The following is a 19304-nucleotide window of genomic DNA, read 5'->3' as shown; positions in this document are numbered from 1 at the left end:
GGGCCGGCCTCCAGGAAGGCGCCGGCGCCCGCCGCGCGCAGGGCGTCCACCGCGTCGGCGAACCGCACGGTCTCGCGGGCGTGGCGCACCCAGTACTCCGTCGAGCACAGCTCCTCGGGCCCGGCGATCCGGCCGGTGAGGGCCGATGCGACCGTGAGCCGGGGCGGGTGGAACTCCAGTCCGGCCAGGGCCTGTCGGAAGTCGTCCAGCATCGGCTCCATGAGCGGCGAGTGGAAGGCGTGGCTGACGGCGAGGCGGGTGTGCCGCCGCTCGCCGAGGGCGGCCACGACGGCCGTGACCTCATCCTCGACGCCCGAGACGACCACGGCGGTGGGGCCGTTGACGGCCGCCAGGGACACACCCTCGGTGAGCAGCGGCCGTACCTCGTCCTCGGTCGCCTCGACGGCGACCATCACGCCGCCGGGCGGCAGCGCGGCCATCAGCCGGCCCCGGGCCGCCACCAGCGCGCAGGCGTCCGCGAGGGAGAGGACACCCGCGACGTGGGCGGCGGCCACCTCGCCGACGGAGTGCCCGGTGACGTGTCCTGCGGTGACGCCCCACGACTCCAGCAGCCGGAACAGCGCGACTTCTACGGCGAACACCGCGCACTGCGCGTGGTCGGTACGGCCCAGCAGTGCCTCGTCGGTGCCCCACATGGCGTCCCGGACGGCGGCGTCGAAGTGGCCGAGGACCTCGTCGAGGGCGGCGGCGAACTCCGGGAAGCGTGCGTGCATTTCACGGCCCATGCCGGGCCGCTGGCTGCCCTGGCCGGGGAAGACGACGGCGAGGGGGCGGTCGGCGGCCAGGCCGCGGGCGAGCTCCGCCGTGCCGTCGGCGCGCAGGACGGCGCGGTGTTCGAGGGCGGCGCGGCCGGCCAGCGTCCAGGCGATGTCGCGCGCGTCGAGGCCGTCGGCGGCCGACCGGATCCGCTCGATCTGCGCGTCGAGGGCGGTCTCGGTGCGGGCAGAGATCACCCACGGCAGCAGGACGGTGCCCGCGGCGCGGTCGGGTCCCGGTGTGGTGACATCGCCGGACGGGGAGCGGTCGGGGACCGCAGTGGTGACATCGCCGGACGGGGAGCGGTCGGGGACCGCAGCGGTGACATCGCCGGACGGGGAGCGGTCGGGGCCTGGTGTGGTGACGTCGCCGACCGACACACGGGTCGCCCCCGGCGCGATGACCGAGGCCTGGTCCGACCCCGGCGCGATGACCGTGGCGCGCTCCGACCCCGGCGCCCCGAGCGGCGTACGGTGCGACCCCGGCGCCCCGAGCGGCGTACGGTGCCGCCCCGGCGGGCTGGGCGGCTGTTCGAGCAGGACGTGGGCGTTGGTGCCGCTGATGCCGAACGAGGACACGCCGGCCCGGCGGGGGCGGCCTGTGTCCGGCCAGGGGAGGTTCTCGGTGAGCAGCCGCACGGCCCCGCTTCCCCAGTCGACGTGCCGGGAGGGCGGGTCGGCGTGCAGGGTGCGGGGCAGGACGCCGTGCCGCATCGCCATCACGGTCTTGATGAGCCCGGCGGCGCCCGCGGCGGCCTGGGTGTGGCCGAGGTTGGACTTCACCGAGCCGAGCAGCAGCGGGTGTTCGCGGTCCTGGCCGTAGGTGGCGAGCAGGGCCTGTGCCTCGATCGGGTCGCCGAGCGAGGTGCCGGTGCCGTGCGCTTCGACGACGTCCACGTCGGTCGGCGTGAGCCCGGCGTTGGCCAGGGCCTGGCGGATGACCTGCTGCTGGGAGGGGCCGTTGGGCGCGGTGAGCCCGTTGGAGGCGCCGTCCTGGTTCACGGCCGAGCCCCGGACCACGGCGAGGACCTCGTGCCCGTTGCGTACCGCGTCCGACAGCCGCTCCACGACGAGGACGGCGACGCCCTCGGACCACCCGGTCCCGTCGGCGCCGTCACCGAAGGCCTTGCAGCGGCCGTCGGTGGCGAGGCCGCCCATGCGGGAGAACCCGGCGAAGCCCACCGGCGTGGACATGACGGTGACCGCTCCGACCAGGGCGAGCCCGCACTCGCCGCCGCGCAGCGCCTGTCCGGCGAGGTGCAGGGCGACGAGGGAGGAGGAGCAGGCGGTGTCGACGGTCAGGGCCGGGCCCTGAAGACCGAACACATACGCCAGCCGGCCGGAGGCGACACTGGTGTTCAGGCCGGTGGTGGCGTGGGCCTCCACGTCGACGGAGGACTGCATGACGAGGGTGCCGTAGTCCTGGCCGCTGAGGCCGACGAAGACGCCGGTGCGGCTGCCGCGCAGGCTGTGCGGGTCCAGGTCGGCCCGTTCGAGGGCCTCCCAGGCGGTCTCGAGGAGCAGCCGCTGCTGCGGGTCCGTCGCCACGGCCTCGCGCGGGGAGATCTCGAAGAACGCGGCATCGAACTCGCTCGCGCCGCGCAGGAATCCGCCCGCGATCCCGTCGGCCGAGGCGACGCCGGTGTGCTTCTCCCAGCCCCGGTCGTCGGGCATACCGGAGATGGCGTCCCCGCCGGCCGCCACGAACTCCCACAGCTCTTCGGGCGAGGTGATGCCGCCGGGGTAGCGGCAGGCCATGCCGACCAGGGCAAGGGGTTCGTCCGAGGCGCCGGCGCCGGACGCGGTCGGCGTCACGGGGGCGTCGCCGACGACGCCCTCCTCGATCAGTTCGCCGAGCAGATGGATGGCGAGGCTTCGTGGTGTGGGGTAGTCGAAGACCAGGGTGGCGGGCAGTTGGAGGCCGGTCGCGCCGGCCAGCCGGTTGCGGAGCTCGATCGCGGTCAGTGAGTCCACGCCGAGCCGGCGGAACTCGTGGTCGGCGTCGACCGCCTCGCTCGTACCGTGGCCCAGCACGCCCGCGGCCTCGGCCCGCACCAGCTCGACGAGGTGGCGGCGCCGCTCGTCGGGCCGCAGTCCCGCGAGCCGGTCGACGAGCGCGCCGCGCGTGACGGTCCCGCTGCCTGCGGTACGTCGTCCGGCGCGCACCAGGCCACGCAGCAGAGCGGGGACGGGGACGCCCGCGACATGGAGCGTGGCCAGGGCGCCGATCACGGTCTCCTCCTCGCCCCGGTCGCGGCGCAGCAGCGGGGCGGCGACGCCGTCCCGTGGCCCGTTGGCCAGGACCATGCCGCTGAGCACGCCGGTCGGGCCGGCCTCCAGGAAGGCGCCGGCGCCCGCCGCGCGCAGGGCGTCCACCGCGTCGGCGAACCGCACGGTCTCGCGGGCGTGGCGCACCCAGTACTCCGTCGAGCACAGCTCCTCGGGCCCGGCGATCCGGCCGGTGAGGGCCGATGCGACCGTGAGCCGGGGCGGGTGGAACTCCAGTCCGGCCAGGGCCTGTCGGAAGTCGTCCAGCATCGGCTCCATGAGCGGCGAGTGGAAGGCGTGGCTGACGGCGAGGCGGGTGTGCCGCCGCTCGCCGAGGGCGGCCACGACGGCCGTGAAGTGCGCCGGGTAGGGACGGCGTTCGTCGCGGGTGCGGCGGCGTCGGGCTCGGCTCCGGGGGCGCCGACCGCCGCGAGTTCCTTGACGGGGGGCTGCGGTTCGGGCGATCGGGTGGCCTCGGGCTCCGGCTCGGCCGGCTCCTCCGGTGGGCCGACGGGTTCGGGCTTGAGGCTGAGGTAGACGTCCTCCAGCGTGGGCCGGGCGAAGCGGAAGTCGTCGACGCGGGTCACGCCGACGTCGGTGACGAGGACCTCCAGCAGGGGCTGGATCCGGTCGGGCGGCGCCGTGACGAGGTAGCTGCCGTTGCGGTCGCCGGGTGTGACGACGCCGATCCGGCCGAGCCGGGCGGCCTCCGCCTCGGTGAGGCTGCCGCCGTCGCGGACGAACAGCTCCAGGCGCGCCTGGGCGCCGGTCTGTTCCTTGAGTTCGCCCGGGGTGCCCATGGCGGTGATACGGCCGCCGTGCATGACGGCGACACGGTGGACCGCCTTCTCCGCCTCCAGCACGTTGTGGGTGACCAGGACGATCGTGGTGCCGTCGTCGGCGGCGCGGCGCTGCACGATGTCCCAGATCAACCGCCGGTTGTGCGGGTCGAGTTCGTTGGTGGGCTCGTCCAGCACGATGAGCTCGGGCCGGCCCATCAGGGTCATCCCGAAGTTCACCAGCCGCATCAGACCGCCGCTGAGCCGTTCCACCTGCCGGTCCGCGTACGGCCCGAGACCCAGCTCCTCGATCAGTTCGTCGGTCTGACGCCGGGCGTCCGCCTCGCTCTGGCCGCGCAGCCGGCCCGTGTAGTGCAGGGCCCGGCGGGCCTCGATCAACCGCATCGACAGACCGCGCTGCGGCAGGAAGCCGACGGTGGACTTCACCAGCTCGGGGTGGCGCACCACATCGATGCCGTTGACGGTGATGGAGCCGGATGTGGGGCGCACCAGCCCCAGCATCTGCAGGACCAGTGTCGTCTTGCCGGCGCCGTTGGCGCCGAACAGGCCGAACACCTGCCCACGCGGCACGTTGAAGGTCAACCCGTCGTTGGCCTTGATGAGTTCACCGCCCCGGCCGCGATAGGCGCGTACCAGATCACGCACCTCGATGGCCGGACCGTCGTCCGTCTTGACCATGCCCACGTCTCATCGCCTCTTAGGCTCAGGGACCCGGCCGCGCCGCTGGTCCGCCGTTCGTGTACCGGTTCGCCCACGCTAGGCGGGGCGCGGCAGGGGACATCAGTGGAAGCTCTCCACCCCTCGGTCACCCGTTGCCGAGTTCGTCGTCGAGGAAGGCGAACATCTCGTCGTCCGACAGGTTGTCCACGTCGAACTCCGCCTCCTTCTCGGGGTCGTGCACGTCCGCGTCCGGTGCGGCGGTCGCCGATGCGGCGAGCTCCGACCAGCGCGTGCGCAGGACGTCGAGCCGTCCCGCGATCTGCCGGTGCGCCGCGCCGTCGGCGGCGGGCTCCGGCAGTGCCGCGATCATCTGCTCGACGCGCTCCAAGGCGGCCAGCAGGCCGTCCGCCCCGGTCCGCTCGGTCTCGGGGGCGAGCAGCGTGTACAGGTGCCCGGCGACCGCCTCCGGTGTCGGGTGGTCCAGGGCCAGCGTGGCGGGCAGCCGCAGACCGGTGGCGGTGCTCAGCGCGTTGCGCAGCTCCACCGACATCAGCGAGTCGAATCCGAGGTCGCGGAAGGCCCGGGCCGGTCCCACCTCCGTCGTGCCGTCGGGCCGGTGGCCGAGGACACGGGCGGCCTGCTCGCGCACCAATTCCAGTACGGCCGTGCGCCCTTCGGCCGCGTCCAGTGTCGCGAGCCGCGCCACCAGTTCCGGGTCGGTGGACCTGGCCGCAGACCTGCGGACCGGGACGAGGCCGTGCAGCAGCGCGGGTACGTCGTCGCGGGCGCGCAGTGCTGCCGCGTCGATCCGCACCGGCAGCAGGACGGGTTCGGCGAGGGAAGCGGTCCGGTCGAAGAGGGCCAGGCCCTCGTCGGTGCGCAGTGGCGGGAACCCGGCCGCACGCATCCGCTCGACGTCACGCGCGCTCAGCGCGCCTGCCATGCCCTCCGACTGCTGCCACGGTCCCCAGGCCAGGGACCGGCCCGGCAGACCGATCCGGTGACGGTGCCGTACGAGCGCGTCGAGGAAGGCGTTCGCGGCGGCGTACGCGCCCTGTCCGGCGTTGCCGAAGGTGCCGGCCGCCGAGGAGAACACCGTGAACGAGCGGACCTCCGGCAGCAGTTCGTGCAGATGCCACGCGGCGTCGGCCTTGGGCCGCAGGACGGCGGCGACCCGCTCGGGCGTCAGGTGCGCGACTGTGGCGTCGTCGAGGACGCCTGCCGCGTGCACGACATGGCCGACGTGGTGTCCGGCGAGGGCGGCACCGAGCGCGTCCCGGTCCGAGACGTCGCAGGCCACGGCCTCGACGCGGGCCCCCTGCCCGGTCAGCTCGGCGACGAGGTCCGCGGCGCCGGGCGCGTCGGCCCCGCGCCGCGACAGCAGGAGCAGGTCCCGTACGCCGTGCCGCGTGACGAGGTGCCGGGCGAGAACGGCACCGAGTCCTCCGGTGCCGCCGGTGACGAGTACGGCTCCCCCGTCGCCGAAGGGGACGCTCTCGCCGGAGTCGGTGGCCGGCTGCGGCGGTCCGTCGCCGCTCACGCGCTCCAGCCGCGGCACCAGTGACTCGCCTCCCACCAGGGCCACTTCGGGTTCGGTCACTCCCAACGCGCCGGCCAGGCCACGGGGTTCACCGGGCACGTCGAGCAGAGCGATACGGCCGGGGTGCTCGCTCTGCGCCGAGCGCAGCAGCCCCCAGGCGGCCGCGGCACCGGGATCCGCCCCGGTCGTGGCCCCACGGCCCAGGACGACGAGCCGCGCCCCCGCGAACCGTTCATCGGCCAGCCAGGTCCGGGCGAGGGAGAGCGCCGCACGGGCGTGGGCATGGGCGCAGGCGGAGGGGTCCGGTTCGGCCACGGTCTCCGGCAGCGGCGCCAGCACCAGGCGGTGGTGTCCGGCCACGGCGGCAAGTCCGTCGTACGCCACGGCCTTGACGCCGGTCGAGATCAGCTCCCCGGCGAGATCCTCGGGCAGCTCTCCGAGTACGGCGATCTCGGCGGGCGCGTCGGCCGGGAGGTCGCCGAGGGGCAGCCACGCGGTCCGCAACAACGCGTCCGGAGCGGCGCCGGACCCGGCACCGGCCAACTGGTCGTCGTCGACGGGTCGTACGGTGAGCCCGCCGACGGTGAGGACGGCCCCGCCCTCGGTGTCGGCGATCGCGATGCGCACGCTCCGCTCGCCCGTCCGCTCCAGCCGGGCCCGCACGGTCCTGGCACCCGAGGCGAAGAGGGACACGTCCTCCCACGAGAAGGGCAGCGCCGTCCCGCCGTCGCCGCCCGCCCCCGTGAAACCGGCCGCGTGCAGCACCGCGTCGAGGAGGGCCGGGTGGACGCCGTATCCGTCGGTGTCCGTGGCTGCGTCCAAGGACACCTCCGCGAACACCTCGTCGCCCCGCCGCCAGGCGCGCCGCAGTGCGCGCAAGGACGGGCCGTAGTCGAAGCCGGCGTCCGCCAACGTGTCGTAGTGCGCGTCGAGTTCGATGACCTCGGCGCCCGCGGGAGGCCACACGTCCGCGTCGGGAACCGCCGCCTCGGCAGGGGCGTGGGTGAGGACGCCGTGCGCGTACGCCGTCCAGGAAGCGTCGGTGCCGTCCCGCTCGGGCCGTCCGTGCAGTGCGAAGGTGCGCCGCCCGTCGTCGGCGTCTCCGATCCGCAACTGGAGTCCGACGGCTCCGCCGTCGTCGGGCAGTACGAGCGGGGCGACCGTGGTCAGTTCCTCGACATGTCCGACGCCGACTTCGTCACCGGCCCGGATCACCAGCTCGACCAGGGCCGCGCCGGGGACCAGGGTCCGGCCGAGCACCGTGTGGTCGGCGAGCCAGGGCTGTGCCTGGGGCGAGAGCAGGCCCGTGAACACCGCGCCGCCGGCGTCCGCGAGGAGCATCGCCGCGCCGAGCACAGGATGCCCGGCCGGCCCGAGCCCGACGGAACGCATGCCACCGGCGCCTGGGCCGATACGGGGCTCCGGCCAGTAGCGCTGCCGCTGGAAGGGGTAGGTGGGGAGGGTGTCGGTGAGTCGGGCGCCGGTACCGGCGAAGTAGGCCGCCCAGTCGACAGGCACGCCGTGCACGAAGAGTTGGCCCAGTGCGCCGGCCAACGCCTCTTCCTCGGAACGGTTCTTGCGGAGCGCGGCGACCGCGACGGCGTCCTCGGGGGCGAGCTGCTCGATGAGAGCGGTGAGGGTGCTGTCGGGGCCGAGTTCCAGGAAGCGGGTGACGCCTTGGTCGGTGAGGGCGCGGATGCCGTCGGCGAAGCGAACGGTGCCGCGGACATGTTGGACCCAGTGGTCGGGCGTGCGGGGGGCGCCCGCGGTGAGATTCGAGATGAGGGGGATGCGGGGCTCGGCGAAGTGGAGGTCGCAGATCGCGGTGTGGAAGTCCTCCAGCATCGGGTTCATGAGGGGGGAGTGGAAGGCGTGCGAGACCCGTAGCCGGGTCGTACGGCGGCCGGGCAGGGTGGCGGCCACCGCGAGAACGGCCTCTTCCGTGCCGGAGAGCACCAGGGAGGTGGGGCCATTGATCGCCGCGATGCTCACCTCGTCGGTGAGGTGCGGGGTGACCTCGGCTTCCGTGGCCTCGACCGCGAGCATCAGTCCGCCCTCGGGCAGGGCCTGCATCAGCCGGGCCCGCGCCGACACCAGCGTGCACGCGTCCGCGAGGGAGAGCACGCCGGCAACATGGGCGGCGGCTATCTCCCCGACGGAGTGACCGGCCACGAAATCCGGCCGCACGCCGAAGGATTCGGCGAGCCGGAACAGCGCCACCTCGATGGCGAAGAGCGCGGGCTGGGCGAACTCCGTACGGTTCAGGACGGTTTCCTCGTCGCCCCGGATCACATCGCGCAGACATGGGTCCAGTTCGGCCAGGGTCTCGTCGAGGGCTTGGGCGAACACCGGGAAACGGTCGTACAGTTCGCGGCCCATGCCGAGGCGCTGAGCACCCTGGCCGGAGAACACGAACGCCGTCGGCCCCTCGGCCGCCACTCCCCTGGCCGCCTCCACCACCCCTGCCGCGGACGCCGACAGAACCGCACGGTGGGCGAAGGTGGCCCGGCCGGTCGCCGCGGTGAAGCCGACGTGCACCGATGGCTCGGACGGCTGGAGTTGCCGTATCCGCGCGTCCAGGGCCTGCTCCGAACGTGCCGTGACGATCAGGGGGACGATGCGCCCGCCGTTGTCGGTGAGTGGCTCTTCCTCGGGGCCCGCTTCGAGGATGACATGGGCGTTGGTGCCGCTGAGGCCGAAGGAGGAGACGGCGGCCCGGCGGGGGCGGTCGCTGTCCGGCCATGGCATCGGTTCTCGGACCAGCTCCACGGCACCCGCCGACCAGTCCACGTGGGAGGACGGCGCGTCGACGTGCAGGGTTCGCGGGACGGTGCCGTGCCGCATCGCCAGCACGCTCTTGATGACACCGGCCACGCCTGCGGCGGCCTGGGTGTGGCCGAGGTTGGACTTCACCGAGCCCAGGAGGAGCGGCCGTTCACGGTCCTGGCCGTAGGTGGCGAGTAGCGCCTGTGCCTCGATCGGATCGCCGAGTGTGGTGCCGGTGCCGTGTGCCTCGACGGCATCCACCTCGGCGGCCGACAGCCCCGCCGACGCGAGCGCCTGCCGGATCACCCGCTGCTGCGAGGGACCGTTCGGAGCCGTCAGGCCGTTCGAGGCGCCGTCCTGGTTCACGGCGCTGCCGCGGACGACCGCCAGAATCCGGTGGCCGTTGCGCACCGCGTCCGACTGCCGCTCCAGCAGCAGCACGCCGACGCCCTCGGCCCAGCCGACCCCATCGGCCGCGTCCGAGAACGCCTTGCAGCGACCGTCCGGCGCCAGCCCGCCCTGCCGGGAGAACTCCACAAACGTCGTAGGCGTCGACATCACCGTCACACCACCGGCCAACGCCAACGAACACTCCCCCGACCGCAGCGCCTGCGCAGCCAGGTGGAGCGCCACGAGGGACGACGAGCAAGCGGTGTCGATCGTCACCGTCGGGCCTTCGAGGCCCAGTGCGTAGGCGACGCGGCCCGAAGCGATGCTCGGGGCACTGCCGTTGCCGCGGAACGCCTCGAACTCCTCCCCCGGCAACAACTCCCGATAGTCGTTGTACATCACACCGGCGAAGACGCCGGTCTGACTGCCGCGCAGCGACGTCGGGTCGATACCGGCCCGTTCTACCGCCTCCCACACCGACTCCAACAGCAACCGCTGCTGCGCATCCGTCGCCAACGCCTCACGCGGACTCATCCCGAAGAACTCGGGATCGAACCCGGCGACGTCGGCGAGGAAGCCACCGGCCCGGGTCGAGGAAGTGCCGCTGTGGTTCGGATCGGGGTGATAGAGCCGCTCCACGTCCCAGCCGCGGTCGGTCGGGAACTCGCCCACCGCGTCCACGCCCTCGGACACCAGCCGCCACAGATCCTCCGGCGACCGGACCCCACCCGGGTAGCGGCACGCCATGCCCACGATCACCACGGGATCGTCCGTCAGGGGCATCGCGGTCGGTGGCGCCTCCGGTACCGTCGCCGTGCCGGCCAGCCGATCCCGCAGGTGGGCCGCCAGCGTCTCGGCCGACGGGTGGTCGAAGACCAGGGTGGCGGGCAGGCGGATCCCCGTCTCCGCGGCGAGCGCGTTGCGCAGTTCCACGGCCGTCAGCGAGTCGAAGCCCAGGTCCCGGAAGGGACGTCGGGGTTCGACGGCCACGGCATCGTCGTGGCCGAGGACGGCTGCGGCGCGGGCGCGCACCATGTCGAGGAGCAGGGCTCGCTGTTCCTCCGCGGTCTTCCCGGCGAGGCGGCGCGGGAGGTCGGCCGCGCCGGCAGTGGTCGTACGGCTCCGGAACAGGCCCCGGAGCAGTGGCGGAACCTCGGTCCGCGAGCGCAACGCCGCATGGTCGAGCCGGACGGGCACGAGGACCGGGGCTTCATCGGCCGTTGCCGTGTCGAACAGGGCCAGGGCCTCCTCGACGGTGAGGGGGCGGAAGCCGGAGCGCGCCAGGCGTTCACGGTCGGTGCGGTCGAGTTCGCCGGTCATGCCGTCGTTCATCGCCCACGGACCGTAGGCGAGGGAGGTCGCGGGGCGACCGAGGGCGTGGCGGTGTGCGGCGAGGCCGTCGAGGTAGGCGTTGGCGGCGGCGTAGTTCGCCTGGCCGGTGCCTCCGAAGGTGCCGGCGGCGGAGGAGAGCAGGACGAACGCCCGGACGTCCGGGAGGAGTTCGTGCAGATGCCGCGCGGCGTCCGCCTTGGGGGCAAGGACTGCCCAGAGGCGTTCGGCAGTGAGGGCGGTGAGGACGCCGTCGTCGAGGACGCCGGCCGTGTGGACGACGGCGCCGATGGTGCGGCCGGTGAGCAGCTCCGCCAGTGCGTCGCGGTCGGCCACGTCGCACGCGGCGACCTCCACTTGGGCGCCGAACTCCGTGAGTGCGGTGCGTAGTTCGGCCGCCCCGGGGGCGTCCGTCCCGCGCCGGGACACGAGCAGGAGGTCGCGTGCGCCGTGCCGGGTGACGAGGTGGCGTGCCAAGGCCGCGCCGATGCCACCCGTGCCACCCGTGATGAGCACGCTGCCCGGGCCCGTCCAGATGTCTCGGGTGTCGTCCGGCGTGCCGGGCTCGTGACGGGTCAGGCGGGGCGCGAGCAGGTCCGTGCCGCGTACGGCGATCTCCGTCTCGCCCGACTCGTAGGCGCCGAAAAGCTGGGCCGGGGAGGGGAGTTGAGGTGTGTTCGGGTCGCGGGTGAGCAGGGCAAGGCGGCCGGGGTGTTCATTCGCCGCCGAGCGGACCAGGCCCCGTACGGCCTCAAGGACCGGGGTGTCCTCGTCGGACGTCACGACGACCAGGCGGGACGTCGCGTACGGCGTGGCGGCGAGCCATGAGTGCAGGAGGTCCAGGGTGTCGCGGAGCGTGGAGTGAAGTTCCTCGGCGGCGATCTCGGTGAGGACGAGGTCTGGTGCGGGTGTGGTGGCGTCGAGGGCGTCGAAGCCGGCCAGGATCTCGGCGTCCTGTGGTGCCCAGGCCGGGACGGACGTGGTGGTGAGTACGGCCGGACGAGGGGTCGGCGACGCTTCGGGGTGCGCCACCGGCGCCCAGGTGCGCCGGAACAGTGCGTTGGGGACCGTCGTACGGGGCTCGGAGGGCGGCCTGGTGACGAGGGAGCCCACGGAGGCCACCGGTGTGCCTGAGGGGTCCGTGACGGTGAGGCGCACGGCGCCCCCACCCGCACCCGTGTCCGCGTCCGCGTTCCGCACGATGTGGGCACGCAGCGCCCGTGCGCCTGTGCCGCCGTGCAGCGCCAGGTCCTGCCAGGCGAAGGGCAGGCCCGGCGCGGCGCCCGTGAAGGCGGCGGCGTGCAGCAGGGAGTCGAACAGGGCGGGGTGCAGGGCGAAGCCGTCGGTGTCCGTGTCGTCCGGGAGGGCGGCCTCGGCGAACACCTCGGCACCGCGCCGCCAGACGGCGGTGAGCGCCCCGAACGGTGGGCCGTAGGAGAGGCCCGTGTCGGCCAGTTCGGCGTAGAAGGTGTCGAGGTCGACCGGCTCCGCGTCGGCCGGCGGCCACGAGTCGGTCGGCGCGGACCCGGGCCGGGCGGTGTCGGCGGCGAGGAGGCCGACGGCGTGGCGCAGCCAGGGCTCGTCGGGGTCGCCGTCGTGGCGGGAGGAGACGGTGACGGGGCGCAGGCCGGCGTCGTCGGGTTCGGCGACGGACACCTGAAGGGTCAGGGCGTCGCTGTCGGGCAGGACGAGCGGCTGCGCGAGGGTCAGTTCGGTGACGTGTCCGTGGCCGAGTTCGGCGCCGGCCCGGGCGACGAGGTCGGCGAGCGCGGAGCCCGGCAGGACGAGCCGGCCGGCGACGCGATGGCCCGTCGTCCAGGGGTGGGTCGTCGTCGAGACGCGGCCGGTGAACAGGGCGGCGTCGGTGTCGGCGAGGCGTACCGCCGCTCCCAGCAGCGGATGGTGCACGGCCGTCAGTCCGCAGCCGCGGACGTCGGCGCGAGCGGCTCCGGCGGGCGGCCAGTAGCGGCGGTGCTGGAACGGGTAGCCGGGCAGCCGCGTACGGCGGGCTCCGGTTCCCGTGAACAGCGCGGGCCAGTCCACGGGCACGCCGGTCGTGAACAGCCGGGCCAGCGCGGTGACCAGCGTGCTCTCCTCGGGGCGCCCCGACCGCAGTACCGGCACGGCGACGGCGTCCGGGTGGGCGTCCTTGGGCAGGATCGACTCGACGAGTGCCGAGAGGGCGGCGGTGGGGCCGACCTCGACATAGGACCGCACCCCGGTGTCGGCCATGGCGCGCACGGCGTCGGCGAAGCGGACGGTCTCGCGCACCTGCCGTACCCAGTGGGCGGGGTCGGTCACCTCGCCTTCCCCTACGGCGGTTCCGGTCAGGGTGGACACGACCGGCAGGCGCGGCTCCCGGAACTCCAGGGTGTCCAGCACGGCACGGAAGTCGGACAGCATCGGGTCCATGTGCGCGCAGTGGAAGGCGTGGCTGACCGGGAGGCGGGTGGTGCGCCGGCCGGGGAGGGCGGCGAGGGTGGCCTCGACGGCGTCGGCGTCGCCGGAGACGACCACGGCGGCGGGCCCGTTGACGGCGGCGAGGGACGCTCCGGCGGCGAGGTGGGGCCGTACGTCGTCCTCGTCGGCCTCGACGGCGACCATGACGCCGCCCTCCGGCAGTGCGTCCATCAGGGTGGCCCGGGCCGTGACCAGGCGGCACGCGTCGGGCAGGGTCAGGACTCCGGCGACGTGCGCGGCGGCGATCTCCCCGACGGAGTGCCCGGCCACGACGTCGGGGCGCAGTCCGAGAGACTCCAGCAGCCGGTAGAGGGCGACCTCGACGGCGAAGAGGGCGGGCTGGGCAGCGCCGGTGCGGTTCAGGGCCGGCTCGTCGGTGCCCCACAGCACGTCGCGCAGGCCGGGGTCGAGCAGTGCCAGCGTCTCGTCGAGGGCGGCACGGAAGACGGGGAAGCGCTCGTACAACTCGCGTCCCGCGCCGAGGCGTTGAGCACCCTGGCCGGAGAAGAGGAAGGCCGTCGGGCCGGGTTCGGCGGCGACTGCCCGGGCGATCTCGACGGGGCTGCCGGTGTCCGTCGCAAGGGCCACGGCACGGTACGGGAAGGCCGTGCGGGCGGTGTCCGCAAGGGTGAGGCCGACGTCGAGCATGTCGTCGCGGTGGACGAGCCCGGCCGTACGGGCGTCGAGGGCGGCGGCGGTGCGGGCCGACACGACCCACGGCACCACGGCCGGTGTCACTGCGGCGGGCTCCCGCTCGCGCATCTGCTGCTGGGGCGGGGCGGCTTCGAGGATGAGGTGGGCGTTGGTGCCGCTCACGCCGAAGGAGGAGACGGCGGCCCGGCGCGGCCGGTCCGTCGGCGGCCACACCGTGTCCTCACGCACCGGGCGTACCGCGCCCGACTCCCAGTCCACGTGCGTGGACGGCGTGTCGGCGTGCAGGGTGCGCGGCACGATGCCGTGTCGCATGGCCAGCACCGTCTTGATGACGCCGGCGACTCCGGCTGCGGCCTGGGTGTGCCCGATGTTGGACTTCACCGACCCCAGGAGCAGCGGCTGCGCGCGGCCTTGTCCGTACGTCGCGAGCAGGGCCTGCGCCTCGATGGGGTCGCCGAGCCGGGTACCGGTGCCGTGGCCCTCGACCGCGTCCACGTCGGCCGGGGAGAGCCCCGCGACCGCCAGCGCCTGGCGGATGACGCGCTGCTGGGCGGGTCCGTTGGGGGCGGTCAGGCCGTTGGAGGCGCCGTCCTGGTTGACGGCGGAGCCGCGCAGGACCGCCAGCACGCGGTGCCCGCTCCGGCGGGCGTCGGACAGCCGCTCCAGCACGACCAGGCCGACGCCCTCGCCCCATCCGACGCCGTCGGCCGCATCGGAGTACGCCTTGCAGCGGCCGTCGGCGGCGAGGCCGCCCTGGCGGTCGAACTCGGCGTAGGTCGAGGGGGTCGCCATCACCGTCACTCCGCCGGCCAGGGCAAGGGTGCACTCGCCGCCGCGCAGCGCCTGGGCGGCAAGGTGCATCGCCACGAGCGAGGAGGAGCAGGCGGTGTCGACGGTGACGGCCGGTCCTTCCAGGCCGAGGGTGTACGCCACCCGGCCGGAGGCCACGCTGTGGGCACTGCCGGCGCCGCGCAGGCCCGCGTACCGCTCGTCGGTGAGGAGAGTGCCGTAGTCGCCGTACATGACACCGGCGAAGACTCCGGTGCGGCTGCCGCGCAGCGTCACCGGATCGATGCCCGCGTCCTCGACCGCCTGCCAGGAGACCTCCAGGAGCAGCCGCTGCTGTGCGTCCGTGGCGAGTGCCTCGCGTGGGCTCATCCCGAAGAAGTCGGCGTCGAAGTCGCCCGCGCGGCCCAGGAATCCGCCGCGCCTGGCCTCCTCCCAGCCGCGCTCGGAGGGAACGTCGCCGATGGCGTCGACGCCGTCCGTCACCAGTCGCCACAGGTCGTCGGGGGTCCCGACATCGCCGGGGAAGCGGCAGGCCATGCCCACGATCGCCACCAGATCGTCATCGGTGGAGGTGGAGGTGGACGTGGCGCTCCGGCGGTCGTCCGCTTCGGCGGCGTCCGGGGCCGGGCCGCCGGTCAACCGCTCGTGCAGATGCGCGGCGAGGTCGGCGGCGGTCGGGTGGTCGAAGACGAGGGTCGCGGACAGTCGTAGGCCGGTGGTGGCGGCGAGACCGTTGCGCAGCTCGATGGCGGTGAGCGAGTCGAATCCCAGCTCGCGCAGCGGCCGTCGGGGATCCACGGCATCGGCGCGGCGGTGCCCGAGCACGCGGGCGACCTCACCGCGCACCAGGCCGAGCAGCTCACGCCGCTGCTCCTCGGGCCCGAGCCGGCCCAGTGCCGCCGCGAGCCCCGCGTCACCGGACTCGGACGGCGCTGCGGTACGGCGCCGTTCCCGGTCACGGTGCCGGTCGCGGACGAGGCCGCGCAGTACGGCCGGTGCGGCGGGCCCGGCGGCGCCGAGTGCCTGGGTGTCGAGGCTCAGGGGCAGCACGACCGGTTCGTCGTGGGCCAGGGCGGCGTCGAAGAGGGCGAGCGCGGTCGCCGTGGGCAGCGGCAGCAGTCCGGTGCGCGCCATACGCGCCCGGTCGGCGTCGGTGAGCTGCCGGGTCATTCCGGCGGCGGCCTCCCAGGGGCCCCAGGCCAGCGACAGCCCCGGCAGTCCCGCGGCACGCCGCTCGCGCATCAGCGCGTCCAGACCGGCGTTGGCGGCGGCGTAGTTGCCCTGCCCGGCGCTTCCGAGTACTCCGGCGGCCGACGAGAACACCACGAACGGCACATCGGCGTCGACGAGTTCCTGCAGATGTCGTGCGGCCTCCGTCTTCGGGCGCAGTACGGCCGCCACCCGGTCCTCGGTCAGCGCGGTGACCACGCCGTCGTCGAGGATCCCGGCCGTGTGCACGACACCGCCGACGGTCCGCCCGGCCAGCACCCCCGCCAGTGCGTCACGGTCGGCCACGTCACAGGCCGCGACCTCGGCATGGGCGCCGGCCTCCGCCAGCTCGGCGACCAGTTCGGCGGCACCCGGCGCGTCCGGACCTCGGCGCGAGACCAGCAGCAGATCCCGCACGCCGTGTCGCGCGACGAGATGCCGTGCCACGGCAGCACCGAGGCCTCCCGTGCCACCGGTGACCAGGACACTCCCCCGGTCCCACGCCGGTGCCCGGCCTTCGCCGTCCGGCCCTCGCAGCCGCCCCAGCCGGGGCACCAGAACCTCCCCGCTCCGCACGGCGACCTCGGGCTCGGCGCCGTGCAGCAGCAGCCCAAGTGCGGCGCGCAGCGCCCGCGGCGCCGGATCGGTGAGGGCGAGGACGGCCAGTCGGCCGGAATGCTCGGCGGCGGCGGACCTGAGCAGCCCGCGCACGGCGGCCCCCGTGGGACCGTCACCGTCCCGCGTGACCAGGACCAGTCGGCGCTCGGGCTCCTCGGCCAGGGCATCCTGCAACACCGCCAAGGCGTCCGCCACGGCGGACCGCACGTCCGACGCGGGCGGCGGCAGGACCAGGACCTCCGCCTCCGCACCGCCTTCGACCAGTACGAGGCCCGCCTCCCGCAACGCCGCGGTGAGTGTGCCGTCGCCGTCCCCGGAGACGTTCAGCGTGCCGGGGTTACGGGCCACGTCTGCGGCCGGCACCCACTCGACGCGGTACAGCGGTCCGGCCGCGCCCGCCGCCTCCAACTGCCCCGCAGTGATGGCACGGACGGCCAGCGCGTCGGCACCGGCCACGGGCCGTCCCGTCGGGTCGGCGAGGGCCACCCGGACGCGGTCCGGCGCGACGAGCGACAGCCGGGCCCGTACCGCCGAGACCCCTTCGGCGTACAGCGCGACACCCTCCCAGGAGAAGGGCACCACACCGTCCCCCACCAGCAGCGAAGTACCTTGCAGAGCCGCGTCGAACAGGGCGGGGTGCAGAACGAAACCCCCCGGCTCGGTGCCTTCGGGCAACTCCGCCTCGACGAAGACCTCGTCACCACGCCGCCACGCGGCACGCAGCCCCTGGAAGGCCGGGCCGTACCCGAACCCGGTCGAGGCCCGGTCGGCGTAGAAGCTGTCGAGTGCGACGGGCTCGGCATCGACCGGCGGCCAGAGCGCCAACTCCGGCTCAGCAGCGGGCGTTTGCTCCCCACCCTCCAACAGACCGGACGCGTTGACGGTCCACGGCGCTTCCGCATCCCCTTCCGGACGGGACTGCACGGTCACCGTCCGCCGCCGGTCCGCGTCAGCCGGGCCGACGGTGACCTGAAGACGTACGCCACCCTCATCGGGCGCCACCAGCGGCGTGTCGAGGATCAGTTCGGCGAGGCGCCGGCAGCCGTACGCCTCGCCGGCACGCAGGGCCAGTTCGGCCAGTGCGGCGCCGGGCAGCAGGGAACGGCCGTGCACCCTGTGGTCGCCGAGCCAGGGGTGCGAGGCGAGTGACAGCCGACCGGTCAGGACGGTCCCGTCGGACCCGGCCAGGGGTACGGCCGCGCCGAGGAGCGGATGCCCGACGGCGTCCACGCCCATGGCCACGGCGTCCTTCACGGACAGGGACGGTTCCGGCCAGAAGCGCCGACGTTGGAAGGGATACGTCGGCACCTCGACGGGGCGAACCGCGGGGCCGGTGAAGAGGGCCGGCCAGGCGACGGGGACGCCGTGTACGAAGAGCTGGGCGAGGGCTGTGAGTGCGGCTGTCTCCTCGGGACGGTTCCTGCGCAGTGCAGGGACTACCACGGCGTCTTCGGGGGCGGTCTGCTCGATGAGCGCGGTGAGGGTGCCGTCGGGGCCCAGCTCCAGGAAGCGGGTGACGCCCTGGTCGCCAAGGGTGCGGATGCCGTCGGCGAAACGGACTGTCCCGCGGACGTGCTCGACCCAGTAGTCCGGGGTGGCGACATCCCCGGGGAGGTTCGAGACGAGCCGGATGTCCGGCTCGTGGAAATGCAGACCGGCGATCGCCGCGCGGAACTCGTCCAGCATCGGCTCCATCAGCGGCGAGTGGAAGGCGTGCGAGACGCGGAGGCGGGTGGTACGGCGGCCCGGCAGGGCGGCGGCGACCGCGAGGACGGCCTCCTCCACCCCGGACAGCACCAGTGAGGTGGGTCCGTTGACCGCCGCGATGGACACCTCGTCGGTGAGGTGCGGGGTGGCTTCGTCCTCGGTGGCCTCGATCGCCAGCATCAGCCCGCCTTCGGGCAGTGCCTGCATCAGCCGTGCTCGCGCCGACACCAACGCACACGCGTCCGCCGGCGACAGGACTCCCGCGACATGAGCGGCAGCGATCTCGCCGACGGAGTGACCGGCCAGGAAGTCCGGCCGCACGCCCAGCGATTCGACCAGCCGGAACAGCGCCACCTCGATCGCGAACAGGGCGGGCTGGGTGAACTCGGTCCGGTTCAGGGCCTCCTCGTCCTCGCCCCAGACGACGTCACGCAGGCGCGGATCGAGTCCGGCCAGGATCTCGTCCAGGGCTTGGGCGAATGCCGGGAATCTTCCGTACAACTCCCGCCCCATGCCGAGCCGTTGAGCGCCCTGTCCGGAGAACACGAACGCCAGCGGCCCCTGGACGGCCACTCCCCGGACCACTTCGCCGCCCACCAGCACCGCCCGGTGCGGGAACCGGGCCCGGCCGGTCGCGAGCGCGTGGCCGACGTCCTGAGCCGAGCCTTCGATGCCTGCGCGAAGGCGGTCGAGTTGCGCGTCGAGGGCGGACGCCGTCTTGCCGGACACCACCCAGGGGACGTCCCCGGACGGCTCCGCCGGCTGCTCGGACTCCAGCTCCACAGGACCTTGTTCAAGGATCACGTGTGCGTTCGTGCCGCTCACGCCGAAGGAGGACACGCCGACGCGGCGCGGACGATCGTAGTCCGGCCACGGAACCGGCTCCTGGACCAGTTCCACCGCGCCGGCCGACCAGTCCACGTGGGAGGACGGCGCGTCGACATGCAGGGTGCGCGGGACGACGCCGTGCCGCATCGCCAGCACGCTCTTGATGACACCGGCCACGCCTGCGGCGGCCTGGGTGTGGCCGAGGTTGGACTTCACCGAGCCCAGCAGCAGCGGCCGTTCACGATCCTGACCGTAGGTCGCCAGCAGTGCCTGCGCCTCGATCGGATCACCGAGAGTCGTACCCGTGCCGTGCGCCTCCACCGCATCGACATCAGCCGTCGACAGCCCGGCGGCCGCCAGTGCCTGCCGGATCACCCGCTGCTGCGAGGGCCCGTTCGGAGCCGTCAGGCCGTTCGAAGCACCGTCCTGATTGACGGCACTGCCCCGCACGACCGCCAGAATCCGATGCCCGTTCCGCACCGCATCCGACTGCCGCTCCAGCAGCAGCAC

The 19304-nt window shown here is 74.1% G+C and carries 2 protein-coding genes and 1 pseudogene; all 3 read right to left on the bottom strand.

Annotated features, from left to right (window positions below):
- The coding region (locus EAO75_RS14980; protein ID WP_410092314.1) for a beta-ketoacyl synthase N-terminal-like domain-containing protein at positions 1-3323 on the bottom strand (3323 nt) is incomplete at its 3' end.
- A gap of 590 nt (positions 3324-3913) precedes the next feature.
- Positions 3914-4522 (bottom strand): annotated as a pseudogene (locus EAO75_RS47335) (ABC transporter ATP-binding protein); the annotation flags it as partial.
- 127 nt (positions 4523-4649) lie between these two features.
- On the bottom strand, positions 4650-19304 hold a 14655-nt coding region (locus EAO75_RS47330; protein ID WP_410092312.1), incomplete at its 5' end, for an SDR family NAD(P)-dependent oxidoreductase.

It is taken from the genome of Streptomyces sp. UW30 (assembly GCF_008042075.1).
Lineage (GTDB): Bacteria > Actinomycetota > Actinomycetes > Streptomycetales > Streptomycetaceae > Streptomyces.
Note: the sequence above shows the minus strand (reverse complement) of the source record. Positions and strands in the feature narration are given on the sequence as shown.